The organism is Cellulomonas sp. PS-H5, assembly GCF_019265565.1.
Taxonomy (GTDB): Bacteria; Actinomycetota; Actinomycetes; order Actinomycetales; family Cellulomonadaceae; genus Cellulomonas.
The window spans coordinates 1-20,623 of the sequence record NZ_JAHVCI010000015.1; the positions used below are offsets into that span (position 1 = coordinate 1).

A 20,623-nucleotide genomic window follows, 5' to 3' on the forward strand; every position below is an offset into this window, starting at 1 on the left:
GGGCTCCGCGCGGTTCGCCGCCGACGGCGCGGGCGCACCGACCGCCCCGCTCCCGACGACCCCGGCGGGCGGTGTCGCCCCCGGCGCGGCCGCGCCGACGCCGACCGACCCCGTGCGGCGCACGAGCATCCGCGGGGCCGAGGCGCGCGCCGCCGCGGTGCTGACCCGCGACCAGGGCGCGACCACCGCCGCCCCCGAGGCCGGTCTCCCCGGCACCGGGCCCTCCGACGCCACGGTGCCGTACGGCGACCCGTCCGCCCCGGCACCGGCCGGTCCGGCAGCCCCCGCCATCCCCGGCGCGCAGCACACCGCGCCCGAGGACGAGCACACGACCCGGTCCCGGGGTCGCCGCGCCGCCGCGGGCGCCCCCGAGCCGGTCGCCGAGCCCGCGCACCGCCCCGGCGGCGGCGCGCTCCGGCACGTGCTCGGCGCGCTGGTCGGGCTGGTGGTCGGCGCCATCGGGGTCTGGACGGTCCTGTTCGGGCAGTCGCGCGTGCTGGCCGCGCAGGCGCCCGGCTGGGACGCCTCCTACGACTTGCTCGGCGTGGTGCTGGTGACGGCCGGCGTGCTGGTGCTGGCGGTGGTGCTCGGCCTCGGCCTGTGGACGCCCGCCGTCCCGGTCACCGCGGGCCTCGTCGCCTCGGTGGTGGGCGTCGTGCTGCTGTACGTGCCCGCGACGACGCACGTGGACATCGTGCGGTGGATCGCCACCGACGGCACGGAGTACTCCGTGGTGCGGGCGACCGTGACCGCGACGTCCGGGTCCGTGTTCGTCGTCGGCGCGCTGCTGCTGGTCGCGGGCCTGGTCCTGGCCGCCGCGCGCCGGCGCTGGCTGCCCCGGGCCTGACCCGCGCCACCCGGGGCCACGGCCCCGGGACCGGCCGCGGACCGCACTCGCCAGGGACGAAAGTCCTACTAGAGTGCCGAGAGACGCGGCATCCGAGCCGCGCCAGATCGCACCGACGTCGTTGCGCTGGAGGCACACGTGGCCCTCGACAGCTCCACCCCGCAGTCCGCACCCGACGGGGCCCCCACCCCCGCGGACGGCACCGCCCGCGACAGCACCACCCCGGACGCACCGGCGCCGGGCCTGGAGAACCTCCTCACCGAGGACCGCCGGTTCCCGCCCGACCCGGCGTTCGCCGCGCAGGCGAACGCGCACGCCGAGCTCTACGCCTGGGCCAACTCCGCGCGGCTCGAGTTCTGGGCCGAGCAGGCGCGCTCGCTCCTCGACTGGGCCGAGCCGTTCCATGAGGTGCTCGACTGGTCGGGCGCCCCGCGGGCCCGGTGGTTCGGCGACGGCCGGCTCAACGCCGCGTACAACGCGGTGGACCGGCACGTCGCGGCGGGCCACGGCGACCGCGTCGCGCTGCACTTCGAGGGCGAGCCCGGCGACACCCGCACGCTGACCTACGCGGACCTGCAGCGCGAGGTGTCCCGCGCGGCGAACGCACTCACGGCGCTCGGAGTCCAGACCGGCGACCGGGTCGCGATCTACCTGCCGCTGATCCCCGAGACCGTCATCGCCATGCTGGCGTGCGCCCGGATCGGCGCCCCGCACTCGGTGGTGTTCGGCGGGTTCTCGGCCGAGGCGCTGCACACCCGGATCCTGGACGCGGACGCCCGCGTGGTCATCACGGCCGACGGCGGCTACCGGCGCGGCGCCCCGAGCGCCCTGAAGCCCACGGTGGACGAGGCGCTCGCCAAGGGCAGCGGCGACGTCGTCCGGAACGTGCTCGTCGTCCGCCGCACCGGGCAGGAGGTGCCCTGGACCGAGGGCCGCGACGTCTGGTGGCACGACGCCGTCGACGGCGCGTCCGACACGCACGAGCCGGTCGCCGTCGAGGCGGAGCACCCGCTGTTCATCCTCTACACGTCGGGCACCACCGGGAAGCCGAAGGGCATCTTCCACACCACGGGCGGCTACCTGACCCAGGCGGCGTGGACGCACCTCAACGTCTTCGACCTCAAGCCCGAGACCGACGTCTACTGGTGCACGGCCGACGTCGGATGGGTCACCGGGCACACCTACGTCGTCTACGGACCGCTGATCAACGGCGCGACCCAGGTCATCTACGAGGGCACCCCCGACACCCCGCACCGGGGCCGGTGGTGGGAGATCGTGCAGAAGTACGGCGTGTCGATCCTCTACACCGCGCCGACGGCCATCCGGACCTGCATGAAGTGGGGCGAGGAGGTGCCCGGCCAGTTCGACCTGTCGAGCCTCCGGGTGCTTGGCTCGGTCGGCGAGCCGATCAACCCCGAGGCCTGGACCTGGTACCGCCGGGTCATCGGCGGCGACCGCACCCCCGTCGTCGACACCTGGTGGCAGACCGAGACCGGCGCGATCATGATCAGCCCGCTGCCGGGGGTCACCGTCGCCAAGCCGGGCTCCGCGCAGACCCCGCTGCCCGGCATCGCGGCCGACGTCATCGACGACGACGCCCACCCGGTGCCGAACGGCTCGGGCGGGTACCTCGTGCTCACCGAGCCGTGGCCGGCCATGCTCCGCGGCATCTGGGGCGACGAGCAGCGGTTCCGGGACACCTACTGGGCGCGGTTCCCCGGGATCTACTTCGCGGGCGACGGCGCCAAGAAGGACGAGGACGGCGACATCTGGCTGCTGGGCCGGGTCGACGACGTGATGAACGTGTCCGGGCACCGGCTGTCCACGACCGAGATCGAGTCGGCGCTGGTGTCGCACCCGTCCGTCGCGGAGGCGGCCGTCGTCGGCGCGCACGACGACACCACCGGGCAGGCCGTCGTGGCGTTCGTGATCCTGCGCGGCGGCGCGGCCGAGCAGTCGCCGGAGGACACCGCGACGGAGCTGCGGGCGCACGTGGCCCAGCAGATCGGCCCGATCGCCAAGCCGCGGACGATCCTCGTCGTCCCGGAGCTCCCCAAGACCCGGTCCGGCAAGATCATGCGCCGCCTGCTGCGGGACGTCGCCGAGCACCGGCAGGTGGGCGACGCGACGACCCTGGCCGACTCGTCGGTGATGGACCTGATCCAGCAGGGGCTGGCGGCGCCGAAGGGCTGACCGGGCGCGCCCGCCGTAGACTGGCCGCGTGCCCCGCCGACGTGCGGGGCACGCGTCGGTCCGCCGCCGCCCGACCGGGCGGGGCCTCGGCCGGCGGGGACCGGAGCAGCAGGGGGCGTCAGTGACCGGGTGGGACCTCACCGCGCGTCGCGCCGTCGACCTGCGCCGGGTCGCCAGCGCGCTCTGTCGCTGAGCAGCCGCCTCCGTCCCCCCTCGCCCGCGTCGCGCGGGCCTCCTCCCACCCCACGGGCGCACCTCGACGCGCGCCCGCGAAAGGCTGCTGCATGTCCTCCACCGCCCCTGCGGTGCGGGAGCGCTCGCGCGCCCGCACCCTGCTCGGCAACTTCGGCTTCCAGATCATCGCGGCGCTCGTGCTGGGCGTCGCGCTCGGCTGGGTCGCGCTCGCGATGGGACCCGTGGACGCGGGCACCGACGCCGAGTCGCCGAACTGGCTCACCAGCACGCTCGACACCGTCGGCTCGTCGTTCGTCACGCTGCTGCGCGCGATCGTCCCGCCGCTGATCTTCGCCGCGATCGTCGCGTCCGTCGCCAACCTGCAGAACGTCGCCAACGGCGCGCGCCTGGCCTGGCGGACGCTGATGTGGTTCGCGATCACCGCGCTGATCTCCGTGGTCATCGGCATCGGCCTCGGCCTTGTCCTGCAGCCCGGCAACCACACGACGATCAGCCTGGACGACGCGAAGGAGCCGGGCCGCACCGGCTCGTGGACCGACTTCCTCGACGGCCTGATCCCCGGCAACCCGCTCGGTCTCGGCGCGAGCACCACCGCCGCGGACGACGGGTCGCTCAGCACGTCCGTCAGCTTCAACGTGCTGCAGATCGTCGTCATCGCGATCGTCGTCGGCATCGCCGTCCTGCGCACCGGGTCGAAGGCGCAGCCGTTCCTCACGTTCGTCCGGTCGGCGCTGGCCGTGATCCAGAAGGTGCTCTGGTGGGTCATCCGCCTCGCGCCGCTCGGCACCCTCGGCCTGGTCGGCAACGCGGTCGCGTCGTACGGCTGGGACTCGCTGGCGTCGCTCGGCCGGTTCGCGATCGCCGTGTACGTCGGCCTCGCGCTGGTGCTGTTCGTGGTCTACCCGGTGATCCTGCGGGCGAACGGCCTCGGCGTGGCCCGGTGGTTCCGCGGCGCCTGGCCGGCGATCCAGCTGGCATTCGTGTCCCGGTCGTCGATCGGCACCCTGCCCGTGACGCAGCGCGTGACCGAGCGGAACCTCGGCGTGCCGTCGGAGTACGCGTCGTTCGCCGTGCCGCTGGCCGCCACGACCAAGATGGACGGCTGCGCCTCGATCTACCCCGCGATCTCGGCGATCTTCGTCGCGCAGATCTTCGGCATCGACCTGTCGGTGCTCGACTACGTGCTGATCGCGTTCGTGTCCGTCGTCGGCTCCGCGGCGACGGCCGGCCTCACCGGCGCCATCGTCATGCTGACGCTGACGCTGTCGACCCTCGGGCTGCCGCTCGCCGGCGTGGGCCTGCTGCTCGCGATCGACCCGATCCTCGACATGGGCCGCACCGCGGTGAACGTCGCCGGGCAGACCCTGGTGCCGACGATCGTGGCGAAGCGCGAGGGCATCCTCGACCGCGCGCAGTACAACACCGCCCAGGCGGAGGACCTGTTCACGGACGACGAGCCGGCGACCGAGCCGGCCCCGACCCGGGACCCGGAGCCGGCCGCCGCCCGCTGACCCCGACCGGTCCGTCGCCCCTCACCCGCCGAGATAGGACCGCCGCGCCGAGATAGGACGCCCCACGGCCCTATCTCGCCGGGGACGTCCTATCTCGGCGCACCGGCGCCCGCGCGCGTCAGCGCGACGGGTGCGTCAGCGTCCCCGTGCGGGCGATCTCGCCCAGCCAGTGCGCGCTCGGCTTCGGGGTCCGCTCGAACGTGTCCCGGTCCCAGGCGATGAGCCCGAACGTCGGCGCGTACGAGCCCCACTCGTAGTTGTCGAGCGCCGACCAGTGCAGGTACCCGCGCACGTCGATGCCGTCGGCCATGGCCTCGTGCACGCCGACCAGCGCGTCGTGCGTGTAGTCGATCCGGCGGGCGTCGTCCTGCGTGGCGATGCCGTTCTCGGTCACCACCACGGGCACGCCGCCGGTGCGCTCCCAGGCGTTGCGGATGCCGATGCCGATGGCGGGCGGGAAGTACTCCCAGCCGGTCAGCGTGGTCTCGGCGCCCTCGGGGACGGGCAGCGGGTTGCCCTGGGGGTCGACGAACGTGCGCAGGTAGCCCTGCACGCCGATCCAGTCGTCCCCCTTCGCGGCGTCGAGGAAGATGTCCTCCCGCGGGTACCCGTAGGCCTTCGTGGCCTCCTCGGCGCCGGGCGCCGCGTGGTAGGCCTGCGTGGCGACCGACCAGCCCGACCGCACCTGCGGCAGCTGCGCCAGCACCCCGCGGGACCGGCGGTGCGCCTCGATCAGCGCGTCGGTGATCTGCGGGTCCGGCGCCGGGAGGCGGGACGCCGTCATCTCGGTGCCCTCCTCGCCGCGGGTCATGGCGACCATGTTGGGCTCGTTGATGGTGCACACCCACTCGACGTCGTCGCCGAGGACGGGCAGCGCGATCTCGGTGAACCGCTCGAACAGCGCCGGGGCGTCCGGGTTCCGCCAGCCGCCGAGCCGCGCGAACCAGCGCGGGTGCGTGAAGTGGTGCAGCGTCACGGACGGCGTGAGGCCGTGCACGCGGCACGTGTCGACCATGCGGCGGTAGTGCGCGAGCTGCGCCTTCGACACGAAGCCCTGCTCCGGCTCGATGCGCGCCCACTCGATGCTGAACCGGTACGAGTTCATCCCGAGCGACGCGAGCAGCGCGATGTCCTCGGGGTACCGGTGGTAGGAGTCGGCGGCGTCGCCGGACGGCTCGGCGAGGTCGGTGCCCGGCGCGTGCTCGCGCACCCACCAGTCGGAGTTGACGTTGTTCCCCTCGACCTGGTGCGCGGCGGTGGAGGCGCCCCAGAGGAAGCCCTCGGGGAACTGGCGGCTGACGGACATGCGGGTCCTTCCGGTGGTGCGGGTGGTTCGTGAGGCGCCGGGCGGGCCCGGCGCCTCGGGGTCACTTGAGGCCGACGGTGGCGATGCCCTGGACGAAGTACCGCTGCAGCGCGACGAACAGCAGCAGGATCGGCGTGATGACCAGCACCGCGCCGGCCAGCAGCAGGCCGTAGTCGGTCGCCTGCTGGCCCGTGGAGTACAGGGACAGCGCGACGGGCAGCGTGTACATGTCCTGGCTCTGCGCCGCGACGAGCGGCCACAGGAAGTTGTTCCACGAGCCGAGGAACGTGAGGATGCCGAGCGTCGCGAGCGGCGGCCCGCACAGCGGCATGACGACTCGCGCGAAGATCCGCAGCTCGCCGGCGCCGTCGATCCGGGCGGCCTCCATCAGCGGCTCGGGGATGCCGAGCATGAACTGCCGCATGAGGAACACCCCGAGCGGCTGGGTGAGGAACGGCAGGATCAGCGCCGGGTACGTGTTGAGCAGGCCCAGCGAGGTGACCTGCACGAACAGCGGCACGAAGGTCACGACGCCCGGGACCATCAGCATGATCATCACGAGCGCGAACAGCGCCTTCTTGCCCGGGAAGTCCATCTTGGCCAGCGCGTAGCCGACCATCGAGCAGAACAGCAGGTTCCCGAGCACGGTCACGACCGCGACGACCACCGAGTTGGTGAAGAACTGCCCGAAGTTCAGGTCGGTGAACCACCGCCCGAAGTTGTCGAACGTCGGGTCCTGCGGCCAGATCGTCGGCGGCTTGGTGAGGATCTCGCGCTGCGTCTTGACCGAGCCGAGCACCATCCAGACGAACGGCAGCAGCCAGAGCAGCACGCCGACGACGAGCACGGAGTAGATGAGCGCGCGCCCGGTGAGCCGGCGGCGGCGGGGCGGCGACGGCTGCGCGAGCCGGTCGACGGCCGGGTGCGGCGACGGCGGGGTGATCGTGGACATGGCTCCCCCTAGTCCTGCGACCGCAGCAGCCGGAACTGCAGCAGGCTCATGAGCGCGATGGCCAGGAACAGCACGTAGGACGCCGCGGAGGCGAACCCGTACTTGCCGAAGCCGAACTGCTCGAACGTGTAGAACGCGGTCGACAGCGTGGAGTCGAGCGGGCCGCCCTGCGTCATCACGAAGGCCTCCTCGAAGAACTGCAGGTAGCCGACCGAGATGAGCACCGCGCCGAGCAGCAGCGTCGGGCGCAGCAGCGGCAGGGTCACGCTGCGGAACCGGCGCCACGGCGACGCGCCGTCCATGACCGCGGCCTCCTGGACCTCGGCGGGCACGGCCTGCAGGCCGGCCAGGAAGATCACCATGAGCGTGCCGACGTTCCGCCAGACGGCCATGAGGATCAGCGACGGCAGCGCCCAGGTGGTCGAGCTCAGCCAGTTCGGCCCCTCGATCCCGACCCAGCCGAGCGCCGTGTTGAGCAGGCCGTCGGGCTGCAGGATGTACCGCCACACGACCGACACCGCGACGATGCTGGTCACGACCGGGGCGTAGAACCCGACGCGGAACGCCGACCGGAACCGGCTGATGCCCGAGTTCAGCGCCACGGCGAGCGCGAGGGCGACCGCCATCGTCACCGGGATGCCGACGACCACGAACGTGCCGGTCACGCTGAGGGACTTGAGGAACCGCGCGTCGCCGAACAGCGCGACGTACTGGTCCAGCCCGACGAAGTTCACCGCGAACGGCGTGCGCACGTCCCGCGAGGTGAAGTCCGTGAACGACATCGCGAACGACGACACCAGCGGCACGAGCATGAAGAACCCGAACACCAGGACGAACGGCAGCGCGAACATCCACGCGACCATCCCCTGGCGCCGGCGGCGCGCGGCGGCCGGCCCGCGGGAGGGGGGCGCCGCCGCCCGGCCGGGTCGCGTGGACCCGGCCGGGCGGGGTGCGGCTGTGGTGGTCATGGGGTCAGCCCACGCCGATCGACGTCGCCTGCTGCTGCAGCGCCGCGAGGGCCTCCTCGGGCGCCTCGCCGCTGACGGTCATCCGCTCGAGCACGGAGTCGGCGGCCGCGCCGACCTGCACCCACGCGGTGTTCACCGGCGGGGCCTGGGTGTCCTCGAGCTGCTCGCCGAACACGGCCAGCTTCTGGTCGTCGGCCAGCGACGGGTCGTCCCACGCGGACTGCTGCGACGGCAGGTCGCCGGTCACGTCGTACCACTGCACCTGGACGTCGGGCTGGGTCAGCCAGTCGACGAGCTTCCACGCGGCGTCCACGTTGTCGGAGTCCTGGAACACGACGAGGTTCGAGCCGCCCGCGAACGAGGTCGACGAGTCGCCGGCCGGGATCCGCGCGGTGGCGTACTTGTCCTCGAAGCCCTCGCCGCCGAGCGTGGCGAGCTGGCCCATCATGAACGGGCCGTCGATGAGCATCGGGGTGGTGCCGGCGACGAACTCGGCCTCCTGGGCGCCGGCGCTGCGGTCGGCCGAGGCGTTCGCGACGCCGTCCGAGAAGAACGACGTGTAGTAGTCGTAGGCCTCGACCATCTCCGGGGTGTCGAGCGTCCACTCGGTCTGGTCGTCGTTCATCAGGCTCGCGCCGTTCGACCACGGGGCCCACAGCGAGCCCTGGAACGAGTCGTTGCCCGCGGACTGCAGCCGGATCCCGTAGTCGGCGCCCGCCTTGGCCTGCATGTCGGCGGCCATCTGCTTGAGGTCCTCCTGCGTGGCCGGCGCCTCGGTCCAGCCCGCCTGCTCGGCGAGGTCGGTCCGGTAGTACAGGACGCGGGTGTCCACGTACCAGGGCACGCCGATCGCGGTGCCGTCCAGCTCGGCCGTGCCGAGCGAGCCCTCGAAGATGCCGCTGGTGTCGATGGCGTCCGGGACCGCGGCGAACGCGTCGCCGAACTCGGCCATCCAGGTGGTGCCCATCATCGCGACGTCCGGGGTGGTGCCGGCGGCGATCGCGGTCTGGAACTTGTCGCGCGCCGCGTCCCACGGGATCGGCACGACCTCGATGTCGACGTCCGGGTTGGCGTCGGTGAACTCCTGGACGAAGTCGGGCAGCGCCTCGCCCTCGGCGCCCATGGCCCAGACGGTGAGCTCTCCGGAGGCGGCCCCCTCGGACAGCGTCGCGGCGTCGGTGGCGCCGCCGCCGGTGTCGTCGGAGCGGCCGCACGCGGTCAGCGCGGTCACGGCGAGCGCGGTCACCACGGCGACGCGCGCAGCGGGACGGATCATGGTTCGTTCCTCCTCGAACGGACGGGTGGCGCGTGCGGCGGGCGCCTCGCGCTTCTATGCGCTTAGATGTTCACTGGAGTTAAGCGCATAGAGTGAGCCGGCGCAAGGGGGCCCGGCCGGGGCCACCGGAACCCCTACCATCGTGCGGGGCCCCGAGGAGGTGGTGCAGTGCCGCGACGACCGACCGTCTACGACGTCGCCGAGCGCGCGGGGGTGTCGATCGCCACCGTGTCGTTCACCTTCCGCCAGCCCGACCGGGTGCGCGACTCGACGCGCGCCGCGGTGCTCGTCGCCGCGAGCGAGCTCGGCTACGTGCCGAACGCCAGCGCGCGCGGGCTCGCCCACGGGCGCACCGGGGCGCTCGGCCTGTACTCGTTCGACCTCATGCTCGCGGCCCCCCAGAAGGGCGCCGACGGCGCGCTGCCGGTCGCCACCCCGACGCCGGTCGACGACACCGACCCCGACGCCGACCCGCGCGCGTTCCCGCTGTACGTGGACGAGGTGCAGCGCGGCTTCGAGCTCGAGTGCTGGCAGCGCGGCCAGGCCCTGCTGCTGAGCAGCGGCAGCGGGTCCGGGGCGTCCGTGACCGAGGTCGCGGGCCGCGTCGACGGCCTCGCCGTGTTCCCGGGCCCGACGCCGGTCGGCACCCTGGAGCACGTCGCGCGGCGCATCCCCGTCGTCGCGTTCAGCACCCCGCCGGTCGCCGACGGCCTGCACCACATCGGCGTCGACAACCGCGCCGGGATGCGCGACGTCGTCGACCACCTGGTCCGGGACCACGGGCTGCGCGACCTCGGCTTCGTCGGGCGGCTGACCACCCCCGACTACGGCGAGCGGTTCGCCGGGTTCCGGGAGGCCGTCGCCGCGGCCGGGCTGCCCGAGCCCGCCGAGCCGCTCGACCCCACCGACCTCGCCGAGCCGCACCGGTTCGAGGTGCTCGCCGCGCTCGCCACCGAGGACCGGCTGCCGCGGGCGCTGGTGTGCGCGAGCGACCAGCTCGCCCTCGGCGTGCTCGACCTGCTCGCCGCGCGCGGGGTGCCCGTGCCGGAGCGGGTCGTGGTCACCGGGTTCGACGGCATCCTCGCCGGGCGGCTGGCGCGCCCGTCGCTCACGACCGTGCGGCAGCCGATGGCGGCGATGGGCCGGCTGGCCGTGCAGGTGCTGGTGCGGCACGCGGGGGCGCCGGCGGAGGAGCCGGAGTCGCACCGGCTGCCCGTGCGGGTGGTGCGGCGCGAGTCCTGCGGCTGCCCGCCGCCGGCCTGAGCCGACGAGCCCGCTGCAGTCAGCCCGCGGCGTGGTCGCGCACGTGCCGGACCAGCGCGGCCGTGGCCGCCGACGGTTGCCGGTCCCGCGGCACCGCGAGCGCCAGCGGCCAGCGCGGCCCGGCGGCGAGCGCGACCGCCGGGAGGTCGGGCGCGGCCTCGGCGGTGAACCGGGGCACGATCGCGACCCCCAGCCCGTGCCGCACGTAGCCCGCCACGGTGCCGATGTCGGCGACCTCCACCGTCACCCGGCGCTCCAGCCCCGCGGCGGCGAACGCCGCGTCGGTCGCCGCACGGTTGCCGTACCCCGCCGGCGAGTCGATGAAGTCGAGCCCGGCGAGCTCGCCGAGGTCGACCGGCCGGCCACCGTCCCGTGCCGCGAGGTCGTGCCCCGCCGGCACCAGCAGGTCCATCGGCGCCGAGGCGAGGTCGAGCAGCCGCACACCCGGGGGCACCCCGGAGGGCAGCGACACGAACGCGAGGTCCAGGTGCCGGTCCGCCACCGCCGCCGCCAGCCCCGCCGACCCCGAGGTGGATGCGCTGAGCCGGAGCGCGACGCCGGGGTGCGCGCGGTGGAACGCACCCAGCAGCGCGGGCACGTCGACGAGCCCCACCGACGGCATGGTCCCGACCCGGACCGTCCCGGACAGCCCGCCCCGCACCAGGGCCACGGCCTCGCGGGCGTCCCTGGCCGCGTCGAGCGCGGCTCGGGCGTGCGGGAGCAGCGCGGCGCCCGCGTCCGTCAGCGCGACCCGGCGCGCGCCGCGGGTGAGCAGCGGCGCGCCGACCTCACGCTCCAGCGCCTGGACCGACGCGGACACGGCGGACTGCACGAGCAGCAGCCGCCCGGCCGCCGCGGTGAACGTGCCCTCCTCCACGACGGCGACGAAGGCGCCGAGCTGCCGGAGCTCCATGCGTCGATGCTATCGATGTCGTCGATGGCCGTCAGCGAGAACCAGTGTTGGACGCGATGACCCCTTCGGGCGCACGGTGGGCGGAGCACGCACCCGACCGAGAGGACGGCCGCCCGATGTCCACCCCCACGCTCCCCCGCTCCCGCCGGACGTCCCGCACGCCCGCGCCCGCGCACCCCGGCCGCGAGCACCCCGCGCGCCCCTCGGACGCCCGCAGCACCCGCCCCCGACCCGCCGCCTCCCCCGGCCGGCACCGCGCCGGCTTCTGGCTCGTCGCCGCGGCGTTCCTCGCCACGATGGCGTTCTCCACCGTCCCCGCGCCGCTCTACCCGCTGTACCAGGCGGCGGACGGGTTCTCGACGTTCACCGTCACGGTCGTGTTCGCCGCGTACGCGGTCGGCGTCGCGCTCGCGCTGGTCCTGGCCGGGCACGTGTCCGACTGGCTCGGCCGCCGGCGCGTGCTGCTCCCCGCCCTGGCGCTCGAGCTCGCCGCCGCCGCGCTGTTCCTGTCCGGCACGGAGCTCGCGACGCTGCTGGTCGCCCGGTTCGTCAGCGGTCTCGGCGTCGGGATGCTCACCGCCACGGCGACCGCCCACCTCGCCGAGCTGCACGCCGTGCACCGCCCCGGGGACGCGGGGCACCGGCCGCAGGTCGTCGCCGTCGTCGCGAACATCGGCGGCCTCGGCGCGGGCGCGCTCGCCGCGGGGGCGCTCGCGCAGACGGGGGTGGCCCCGCTGCGGCTGCCCTACCTGGTGTTCGTCGCGCTGCTCCTGCTGGGCGTCGTCGGCGTGCTGATCGCGCCGGAGACGGTCAGCCGTCCCGCGGTGCGCCCGGCGTACCGGCCGCAGCGACCGCGCCGGGCCGGCGGCGACCCCTCGGCGCAGCGTCTGGCGTACGCGGCGGCGTTCGCGTCGTTCGCGGTGTTCGGGGTGTTCACGTCGGTGGCGCCGGGGTTCGTGGGCGGCACGCTGCACCACACGTCGCGGCTGCTCGCGGGGCTGGTGGTCTTCGTCGTCTTCGGCGCCGCGGCCGCGGTCCAGGCGGCGACCACCCGGGTGCGCCCGGCGACGCGGCTGCGGGCGGGCCTCGCGGCGCAGGCGGCCGGCCTGGTGGTGCTGACCGCCGGGATGCTGGCCGAGCGCCTCGACGTGTTCCTCGTCGGCGGGCTCGTCACCGGGGCCGGCGCGGGCCTGCTGTTCGCGGCCGCGTCGGGCACGATCGCCGCGGCGGCGGCGCCGCACCAGCGGGGCGAGGCGCTCGCCGGGCTGTTCCTGGTCGCGTACCTCGGGCTGAGCCTGCCCGCCATGGGCCTGGGCCTCCTGGCCCGGGCGCTCCCGCAGTCGACCGCCATGGCGCTGCTGGCCGGCACCCTGCTGGCGCTGCTCGCGGCGCTCGCCACGGCGGCCCACCGCACGCACACGCCCCGCCCCTGACGCCCCACACCCGCCCGTTCTCCCGCCGAGATGGCAACTCTCGACTGTGCGCCAGCCCTCGGACGCAGCCGAGAGTTGCCATCTCGGCGGTCTGGCGGGGCGGTCGTCAGACGCCGAGGTAGCGGCGGAGCTGGCGGACCGCGGCGCGGCCGGCGCGGTTCGCGCCGACCGTGCTCGCGCTCGGCCCGTACCCGACCAGCTGGACGCGCGGGTCGGCGACCACGCGGGTGCCGTCCATGACGATCCCGCCGCCGCTGCCCCGCAGCCCGAGCGGCCGCAGGTGGTCGAGCGCCGCCCGGAACCCGGTGGCCCACAGCACCGCGTCCGCCTCGACGTGGTCGGGGCCCGTGACCCAGCCGTCGGCGAGCGGCCCGCGCGCACCGGCCTCGTCCCACTCGGCCCCGTCCGGCACCAGCCGCGCGAACATCGGCCGCGCGACCAGCACCCCGCGCGCGATGCCGTCCCGGTACGCGTCGGTGAGCGGCAGGCCGGTGGCGGCGACGATGCTCTGCGGCGGCAGCCCGGCCCGGGTGCGCTCGTCGACCCGCGTCACCGCCTCGCGCCCGAGCTCCGGGCTGAACTCGGCGTCCCGCCAGTCCGGGGGGCGGCGGGTGACCCAGGTCGCCGACGCCGCCACGGGGTGGATCGCGAGCAGGTGCTGCACCGCGGAGATGCCACCGCCCACGACGAGCACCCGGCGGCCGGCGAACTCCTCCGGCGACCGGTAGTCGTGGGTGTGCCGCTGGATGCCCGCGAAGGACCCGGCGCCCGGGTAGGTGGGCCAGAACGGCCGGGTCCACGTCCCGGTCGCGTTCACCAGGGCGCGCGCGTGCCAGGTCCGGGCCACCCGGCGGCGCGTGGTCGCGGCCTCCGCCCGGCAGGCGCCGACGCCGCCCCCGAGGCCGTCGTCCGGGTCGCGCGCCGCGACCGGGACCCGCTCGGTCTCCTCGGTCTCGACGGCCAGCAGCCGCCCCGGTCCGCCGACGTCCCGGACGCGGCGCACCTCGACGGGCCGCCGGACGGCGAGGCCGAGGTCGCGCTCGTAGGAGCCGAAGTACCGGGTCAGGGCGCGGCTCGCGGGCTCGTCGGCGTCGAACGTCGGCAGCGGGCGGCCGGGCAGCTCGTAGACGCCGTTGACCGTGGCCATCGTCAGGCCGGGCCAGCGCTCGCGCCAGGCGCCGCCCGGTCCGGCGGCCGCGTCGAGCACGACGTAGGTGGGGCGGCCGTCCGCGGCGGGGCGCGCCGCGCGGCGTCCGGGGGCGGGGCGGTCGGAGTCCGTCGGCGCCGCCGGGACGAAGCCCGAGCGCTCCAGGTGCGCCGCCACGGCGAGCCCGGCCTGCCCGGCTCCGACGACCACGACGTCCGCCGAGGCGGGGGTCGGGTTCTCGTCGGGCATGCCTGGTGCAACGCGGCGCCGCCGCCGGTCGTTCCCCGGGCGGCGCCCCGTCGTGCGCGCCGACCGCGGTCGTCCGCGCCGAGCGCGGCGGATCGCGCCGACCGCGGCACCTCCAGCCACCGCGCTCGGCGGCACCGACCGCGCTCGGCGCGTGCGCCCCGCGTGGTGGGATGAGGCCGTGCCCGATCTCACCCGCCGTCCCGGCGCCCTGCCCGCCGCCACCGCCGCCGCCGTCCGCGACCTCGCCGCCGCAGCCGCGGCCCACGACGGCGTCGCCCCGCTGTCCGAGCAGCCCCTGCTCTGGCTGACCGGCGGCGGCCCGGACGTCGTGCACCTCCTGGCCGGCGACGCGGACGCCCCGACCGGCTGCGCCCAGGTCGACCTCCGCGACCCGGCGCTCGCCACCGCCGAGGTCGTCGTGCACCCGGACGCGCGGCGTCGCGGCACCGGCACCGCCCTGCTCGACGCCGCCCTGGCCGTGACGCGCGACCGCGGCGGAGACGCGGTGTCCGTGTGGGCGCACGGCGACGTCGCCCCGGCCCGGGCGCTGGCGACGTCGCGCGGCCTGCCGGTCGTGCGCGAGCTGTGGCAGATGGCCCTCGACCCGCTGACCGCGCCCGACCCCGACGCGGCCCCGCTGCCGACCGGCGTCACGGTCCGCGCGTTCGAGCCGGGCCGCGACGAGGACGCCTGGGTCGCCGTGAACGCGCGGGCCTTCGCGCAGCACCCCGAGCAGGGCCGGCTGACCCGCGCCGACCTGGAGGCTCGCGAGTCCGAGCCGTGGTTCGACCCGGAGGGGTTCCTGGTGGCCGAGGAGGGCGGCACGCTGCTGGGCTTCGGCTGGACCAAGGTCGCGGAGCCCGGCGAGGGCGAGATCTACGCCCTCGGCGTCGACCCCGCGGCCCAGGGCCGGCGGCTCGGGCCCGCGCTGACCGCCCGGATGCTGGCGCACCTGGCCGACCGCGGGGTGCCGCGCGTGGTGCTCTACACCGAGGGCGACAACGCGCCGGCGATCCGGGTCTACCGCGCCGCGGGGTTCGAGCGGTCGGCGGTGGACGTGGTGTACCGCGTGGGCTGAGGCCCCGGGTCGCCCTTCGGTCACCCGTCGGACACCTCCTGGTGCCACCACCACCAGTCACGAAGCAGGCGGTCCTTCGGCGCCGGCGAACCGGAGAATTCCGAGGTCCCCGCGGGCGAGCGCATCGCTCCATTATGGCCACGACGTGCACGCGACCGCGCGGAGCCTCGAGTTGAACACGGCACTCGTTGGCAAGGGTCGGGTTCGCTACCTCACCGGCCGTACCCTCATCTGCCTAGCCGAACCTCTCAGCATGGCGCTGCACTCGCAGTTTGAGGTCATGGTCGCCTTGCTGACCGGCACAGGGGAGACCGACAACATGGTTTCCCTCGTCACCTGCACCGTGCTCTGGGAGATGGTGCGCGATGCCGACGACAAGCTCCTCGCCGCCTCAGCCCGAGCCGACTCCGGAGATGACGATCCAGCAGCTCCGAACGTCTAAGCCCGGCCCACAGGCCATAGCCAGAAGCTGGGGCTGGCACCGGGTCGCGCTGCGGGCCTTGCGGACTCTGACCTGCCGTCATCCAGCTAGCGCGCCGTCGCGCTTCGGCCGAAGATGGCAGACCGTGATCACAGCCGGGTGACGGGGTGGGTGTGGATCGGCGCTTCGGGCCGACACGTGGGCCGAGCGCGCGAGCCGTTTGAGTTCCTACAGGCAGATGCGGCATGGGCGGAACGGGACGATCGACCACGCGGCGCGGACACTGGCCACGTTGGCGCCCTGCAGTGTCTGCAATCCGCTCGATGCACGCGTCCAGACGCTGTCAGGACGTACGGGCCGGAGCTGACGCCTCTCGGCGTGCGCCGTTGCCTCGTTGCGCTGAGTCGGTCGCGGGCGAACCTCTCTCCAACCGCGATCGCATAGGCGAAGCGACGCACTGGCTGGACGTGGAGAGCGCGACGAGCCGTGTCGACACATTCCTCGAGTTCGTCGACGTCCAAGCCGTACTCGACGAGGCGTGCGACGCGTGACCGCCAGTCGATCGGCAGCTGCACCGGCCGATCGCCCAGGTCCCAACCGAACCACCGCGCGGCGAATGCGTCAGGTGACGGGGTCGATTCGAAGGTCATCTGAGCAAGGACGGCCCCGACCGGTTCGGGATCGGACACACCACATGTCCTCGCGTCGGCCCCCTGCACCGAGGTCGCGCCACGGCCGCGGCGGCGCGCACCTGCGCATCGTGCCGGGCGGCGCGTGACAGTGATTGGGTCCGCCCGCTGCTCCGGACGTGTGTACGTTCACGAACTCGCACCGGAGACGACCGATCGGCTCTAGTTTGCCAGGTGAGAACCCGTTCACGGCATTGAGAGGAGCTGATCGTGGCACTGCGACGTCGTGTCGCGGCTGGCCTGACTGCGGTCCTGACGCTTTCACTGCTCCACCCGACACTCGCGCCGCCAGCGTCCGCTTTCTGCGGCTCGCTCTGCCCTCAGGGCCTCGCGACCCTCGCCGCCGTTGAGTCCGGGACGGGTGCCGCCGGAACCGCTGTTGCAGCAACAGCCAGCACGGCTCCGAGCATCGGCGGGGTGTCCTTCGGCGCCTCGGCTCTTGGCGGCACAGCTGGAGTAGCGGCTGCAGTCTCGGTTAACGGGTGGATCGACGGCAACCTCGACATCGGGCTTCCGCCAGGAACCTCCGTCTCGGGGCTGACGCCGGGGTTCGGAATCCCTCCCGGTTGGGACTCTCCTCCAGTTTTTTCGTACGCTTCGGGACCATATGGACTGACTTACTCGGTCGACTCGGTCACGGTCTCGGCGGATCGGCATGACGTAACGGTCGTCGAAACGGTGAATCACCCGTCAGGGACGGCGCAGGGCAACTTCTGGAAGATGCGCTTCGGCTGCTCGAGCGAGGTGCTGGCGCAAGGGCAGCAGCCACCATTTGAAGTGGGCGGGTCACTCGCAGTTCGCGTAACCGGCACAGTGACGACCACCTACTCATGCGGCCCTAACGCCATAGTTGTAAACGGTATCACCGGATACAGCGCACTGGACGCGCTGGTAGCGGCCGCGGCGACGCCGCCTTTGACAACTTATGCGCCCTCATGGCTACCACCATATGACCCGGCGGCGCCCACGGGTCGATCAGCAGGATGGGGCACGTTTACGCGGACCATCTGGTGCTCCGACGGAGGCACGTACTCTGCCGATGTCCAGGCTTCAATAGCCTCGTCGAGCAGTGTGCCGCTCACCCCCTTGAACTGCCCGACCGGCTCCGTAGTGTGGGGTTTCGGTTCGACGTGGACGCCCGCGGGAGGAAGGCCGGAAACCGTCACCGATCCCACGACCGCTCCTGAGTGGGTCCGCGCGATGCCCCAGGACTACCCGCAGTGCATCACCGATACGTGCTATGTAGAACTTTGGAACCGAGTCACTAACGAGAGCTGCGGCGAGCTCGCGACAGCGTCACGTTGCGCAGACTGGTACGTACTCCGCTCCCGAGCCGACGACTTCGAATGTCGATGGGGTCCGTACGAGGTAGCGCTGCACTACTGCTCGGTGTACAGGGACCCCGGAACCGTGCTCCCGAACGCCCGTATCGGTGGCGACGGCTCAAGCACGTACGTCGAGTGGCCCCCCCTTGAGCTCAGCACCCAGGTGGTAGCGCGCGCGACCGGACGCCTGGCAGACCGGTACGGCTTGAACGCGTGCGCCGCCCTCGGGGAAGCCGTGCGCCCGCGCGTGCCCGCGATCTCCGTTCCCGATGCGGTGCTCGTGTGCGAGCACCTGGGGATCTCGACCGCGCTGCAGTGGATCCTGCGCGTCTCACCCGACCACCTGGCGCCCCTGGTCGATGCACTCGTCGAATCCGCCGACGGCCAGCCGATCACCATCCTCGAACCCGACTGCAGCCAGCTCGCAACCGACGGAACGTGTCTAGACGAAGAAGGCCCCGAGAGCGAACCCGAACCTCAACCCAACCCGTCAGGGAGCGGAGTTCGACCACCGCCCAACTGCCTGGACGACGTGGGACGGCAACAACTCATCGACTCGATGGACCGCGAAGACCATCACATGGCCACGCACTACGGCTTGTGGGGACGGAAGTTCCAATCGATCGCCAACAAATACGGCCTCAACGTGAAGGCGGGCGCATGGAACCTGCACTCCATGCCGCACGCCGGGCCCCACCCCTGGAACTACCACAACTGGGTGATAGAGCGCATGCAGGAAGCGGACGACTATGCCCAGCAATTCCCGACAGATCAGCAAACGACCGTATTCCTCGCAGAGTTCCAGCGGGAGGTCGTCGACGTCGTGCTGGAAGACCCGACAGTCGTGCGAGCGGCATACTGGAAGTGCCGGGACTACTACAAGTGGAGATGACGTGAGATTCCCCGCTCTCGAGCACACGCAGCCTCAGTGGTACGAGCTGTCCGCCGACGCATCAGACGACGCCTCGCTCGGCGCCGAACCAGACGGGCACGGCGACGAGCTGGCGCGACGGCTGCGCGGGCCAGGGCGGATCGACGGCGCCGGCGTGCCCAAGTGGCGATGGTTGTCGACGACTCGTGAGCCGTTCGACCTCGTCTTCACCATGGACTCGGTGCGTCTGGTCAGCCCCCGCGTGCGGGACGTGCTCGACGCGCACCTCGGCCCGAAGGACGAGGTGCAGTGGCTGCCCGGGACGCTCAAGCACGGCGAGGGAAAGGAACTGACGTACTGGACCCCGCACTTCCCCGTTCACCACGACGTCCTGGACGAAGAGCTCACCGAGCGATCTCCCCGGCACGGCACGCCCGGGCGCTACTTCTACTCGCCGGCCAAGCTCGCCGGTCACGGGATGACGACCTGGCACACCCCCGCGCGAGAGATCGTGGGGTACGGCCGTGTCGTGCACATGCCTTCCCGCATCGCCGTGCTGACGGTTGTCGTCAGCGCCGCGATCGCACGCGACCTCCGGGCGGCCGGCGTCACCGGCGCCCGGCTGTCGCCGGCACCGGTGTCGTAGCGAGAACGGCGTTGCGGGGTAGGCCGCGGTGGATGGCTCGGGTGGTAGCCGAAGCTGGCGGTGATGGGTCCCGCGCGCCGTAGGCGTGACCGTTCGTCGGGCCGGGGTCCGGGGCCTGGGCCTTGGTGGTGGGTGCCGGCGCTCGATGCGCCCGGTACCCACCGCGGCGGCGGGGGCGATCCCTCGAAGGTCCGTCTGGCGGCCGCGCACACGTCGACGAGGTGCTTGGCCTGTGCGGTGGTGAACTTCGAGACGCGGTCGCGGCCCCATCGCGACGGCGAGACCGCCGCTGATGCGGAGTCGGATCAGGCCCGCCTCGACCATCGGGCATGAAGCTGCCGAGCGTACGGGTGACGGGTTGGACCGAGACGCGGAGCTGCCGTCATCATCCCCGAAGAGCGGGGATCAGAGGGGCTAACCCGGCGCGTGAGAGGTGGTCAGAGGCGTGACGGTCCTGTCGGAGACGGTGTCCCCACCGGTGAACGCAGGCGATGCAACAGCGGCGCGCGCCGTCAGAGGCGGCCGTCTTGCGCGCGCGATCTGGCGGCGCGCGTACGCGCTGGTTGGGGCCTCGTTCGGACGTGACCGTCTCGTGCGCGCGGAACTCGCGCGCATCGGCCTGTTGACGTCCGGGATGACCTCTGAGGAGCGCGATTTCTTGTGGCGCGCTCAGGCGCTCCCCTTGTGGCAGACGCTCGCCCGCTACGCGCTGCTCTCCACTTTGTACATCGCCGCCTTGATCATGAACGCCGTAGTCCGCACTCCAGGGGTGTCAGCATCGGCGAAGACTTCCGTGGCCGCGCTCATCGTCCTGGCCGCAGGCCTATTCACAACGTTCTGGCCAAGGTTGAGCCGCTGGGTCAACGCTGTCGCTGCGCGGTTGGGTGCGCCGGTGGATCAGGTGGCGTACGGCTTACGCCTGATCGCTCGGGCGAGTGTAGGGGCCGAGCCGATCGGGTTTCGCCGTCGTAAGCAGCAGATCTACGGGTTACGGCACGTGGACGCTGCGAGCAAGCGGGCCGGGATCGATCCGTTGGCGAGTCGGGCGATCTGGATGGATGTGACCGAGGGGGTCGATCCGCGTCCTGCTGTCCGGGTCTTCGCGGTCGAGTTCGTGCGGGGGGAGAACCTGCAGGTGCGGCAGTCCGAACCGCGTCGGACGTGGGCGCTTCCCGGCCCTGTGGCGGGTCTGGGTGCGGTGGCGTGGGGCGCGTTCCTGGTGCAGGTGCCGAAGCTGGTCGAGCTCGCGATCGACAAGTGGTTCTAGTCGCGGACAGTAGGGGATGACTCACTTCCCGGGACCACTTCGCACGTAACGCACCGGCATGGCGCCGACGTCG

General features: G+C 73.3%; 16 protein-coding genes and 1 pseudogene. 11 read left to right on the plus strand and 6 right to left on the minus strand.

What is annotated here, in order from left to right:
* The 4 genes and pseudogenes from J5O08_RS08170 to J5O08_RS08180 form a co-directional block, all read left to right on the plus strand.
* Positions 1 to 847 (plus strand): annotated as a pseudogene (locus J5O08_RS08170) (hypothetical protein); the annotation flags it as partial.
* Between the two features lie 243 nt (positions 848 to 1,090).
* On the plus strand, positions 1,091 to 3,040 hold the full coding sequence (gene acs, locus J5O08_RS08175) for an acetate--CoA ligase (protein WP_255589489.1): 1,950 nt from the start codon (positions 1,091 to 1,093) through the stop codon (positions 3,038 to 3,040).
* A gap of 121 nt (positions 3,041 to 3,161) precedes the next feature.
* Positions 3,162 to 3,233: a putative leader peptide gene (locus J5O08_RS21850; RefSeq protein WP_374225953.1), complete on the plus strand. Its 72-nt coding sequence runs from the start codon at positions 3,162 to 3,164 to the stop codon at positions 3,231 to 3,233.
* A 91-nt stretch (positions 3,234 to 3,324) separates the two neighbouring features.
* Positions 3,325 to 4,746 carry a dicarboxylate/amino acid:cation symporter gene (locus J5O08_RS08180; protein WP_218706388.1) on the plus strand — a complete coding sequence of 474 codons (1,422 nt, stop codon included), beginning with the start codon at positions 3,325 to 3,327 and terminating at the stop codon, positions 4,744 to 4,746.
* Between the two features lie 118 nt (positions 4,747 to 4,864).
* On the opposite strand, the gene J5O08_RS08185 is transcribed toward J5O08_RS08180, so the two are convergent.
* From J5O08_RS08185 to J5O08_RS08200, 4 genes are all read right to left on the minus strand, one after another.
* The gene (locus J5O08_RS08185) at positions 4,865 to 6,052 is read right to left on the minus strand and encodes a glycoside hydrolase family 1 protein (RefSeq protein ID WP_218706389.1); all 1,188 of its coding nucleotides are present in this window, start codon (positions 6,050 to 6,052) and stop codon (positions 4,865 to 4,867) included.
* 61 nt (positions 6,053 to 6,113) lie between these two features.
* On the minus strand, positions 6,114 to 7,004 hold the full coding sequence (locus tag J5O08_RS08190; protein WP_218706391.1) for a carbohydrate ABC transporter permease: 891 nt from the start codon (positions 7,002 to 7,004) through the stop codon (positions 6,114 to 6,116).
* Positions 7,005 to 7,012: 8 nt separating this feature from the next.
* The gene (locus J5O08_RS08195; RefSeq protein ID WP_218706392.1) at positions 7,013 to 7,972 is read right to left on the minus strand and encodes a carbohydrate ABC transporter permease; all 960 of its coding nucleotides are present in this window, start codon (positions 7,970 to 7,972) and stop codon (positions 7,013 to 7,015) included.
* Positions 7,973 to 7,976: 4 nt separating this feature from the next.
* Complete coding sequence (locus tag J5O08_RS08200; protein WP_218706393.1) at positions 7,977 to 9,248, minus strand: extracellular solute-binding protein; 1,272 nt, start codon at positions 9,246 to 9,248, stop codon at positions 7,977 to 7,979.
* A gap of 168 nt (positions 9,249 to 9,416) precedes the next feature.
* Here J5O08_RS08200 and J5O08_RS08205 point away from each other — a divergent pair, with 168 nt between their 5' ends.
* Positions 9,417 to 10,511: a LacI family DNA-binding transcriptional regulator gene (locus tag J5O08_RS08205; protein WP_218706394.1), complete on the plus strand. Its 1,095-nt coding sequence runs from the start codon at positions 9,417 to 9,419 to the stop codon at positions 10,509 to 10,511.
* A gap of 19 nt (positions 10,512 to 10,530) precedes the next feature.
* Here the strand turns inward: J5O08_RS08205 and J5O08_RS08210 are convergent, their stop codons facing one another.
* A complete protein-coding gene (locus tag J5O08_RS08210; RefSeq protein ID WP_218706395.1) occupies positions 10,531 to 11,424 on the minus strand; it encodes a LysR family transcriptional regulator in 894 nt (297 codons plus the stop codon).
* A gap of 116 nt (positions 11,425 to 11,540) precedes the next feature.
* On the opposite strand from J5O08_RS08210, the gene J5O08_RS08215 reads away from it, so the two are divergent.
* The gene (locus tag J5O08_RS08215; RefSeq protein ID WP_218706396.1) at positions 11,541 to 12,857 is read left to right on the plus strand and encodes an MFS transporter; all 1,317 of its coding nucleotides are present in this window, start codon (positions 11,541 to 11,543) and stop codon (positions 12,855 to 12,857) included.
* 106 nt (positions 12,858 to 12,963) lie between these two features.
* On the opposite strand, the gene J5O08_RS08220 is transcribed toward J5O08_RS08215, so the two are convergent.
* Positions 12,964 to 14,253, minus strand: a complete 1,290-nt coding sequence (locus tag J5O08_RS08220) for an NAD(P)-binding domain-containing protein (RefSeq protein ID WP_218706397.1) — start codon at positions 14,251 to 14,253, stop codon at positions 12,964 to 12,966.
* A gap of 178 nt (positions 14,254 to 14,431) precedes the next feature.
* On the opposite strand from J5O08_RS08220, the gene mshD reads away from it, so the two are divergent.
* From mshD to J5O08_RS08245, 5 genes are all read left to right on the plus strand, one after another.
* Positions 14,432 to 15,331 (plus strand): mycothiol synthase, encoded by a 900-nt coding sequence (gene mshD / locus J5O08_RS08225; RefSeq protein ID WP_308281478.1) that lies wholly within the window; start codon positions 14,432 to 14,434, stop codon positions 15,329 to 15,331.
* Positions 15,332 to 15,584: 253 nt separating this feature from the next.
* Positions 15,585 to 15,773 (plus strand): hypothetical protein, encoded by a 189-nt coding sequence (locus J5O08_RS08230; protein ID WP_218706399.1) that lies wholly within the window; start codon positions 15,585 to 15,587, stop codon positions 15,771 to 15,773.
* A 2,078-nt stretch (positions 15,774 to 17,851) separates the two neighbouring features.
* Positions 17,852 to 18,658, plus strand: a complete 807-nt coding sequence (locus J5O08_RS21595; RefSeq protein WP_218706400.1) for an AHH domain-containing protein — start codon at positions 17,852 to 17,854, stop codon at positions 18,656 to 18,658.
* 1 nt (position 18,659) lies between these two features.
* Positions 18,660 to 19,283: a hypothetical protein gene (locus J5O08_RS08240; RefSeq protein ID WP_218706401.1), complete on the plus strand. Its 624-nt coding sequence runs from the start codon at positions 18,660 to 18,662 to the stop codon at positions 19,281 to 19,283.
* A 445-nt stretch (positions 19,284 to 19,728) separates the two neighbouring features.
* Positions 19,729 to 20,550 carry a hypothetical protein gene (locus tag J5O08_RS08245; protein ID WP_218706402.1) on the plus strand — a complete coding sequence of 274 codons (822 nt, stop codon included), beginning with the start codon at positions 19,729 to 19,731 and terminating at the stop codon, positions 20,548 to 20,550.
* The last annotated feature ends 73 nt before the right edge of the window (positions 20,551 to 20,623 follow it).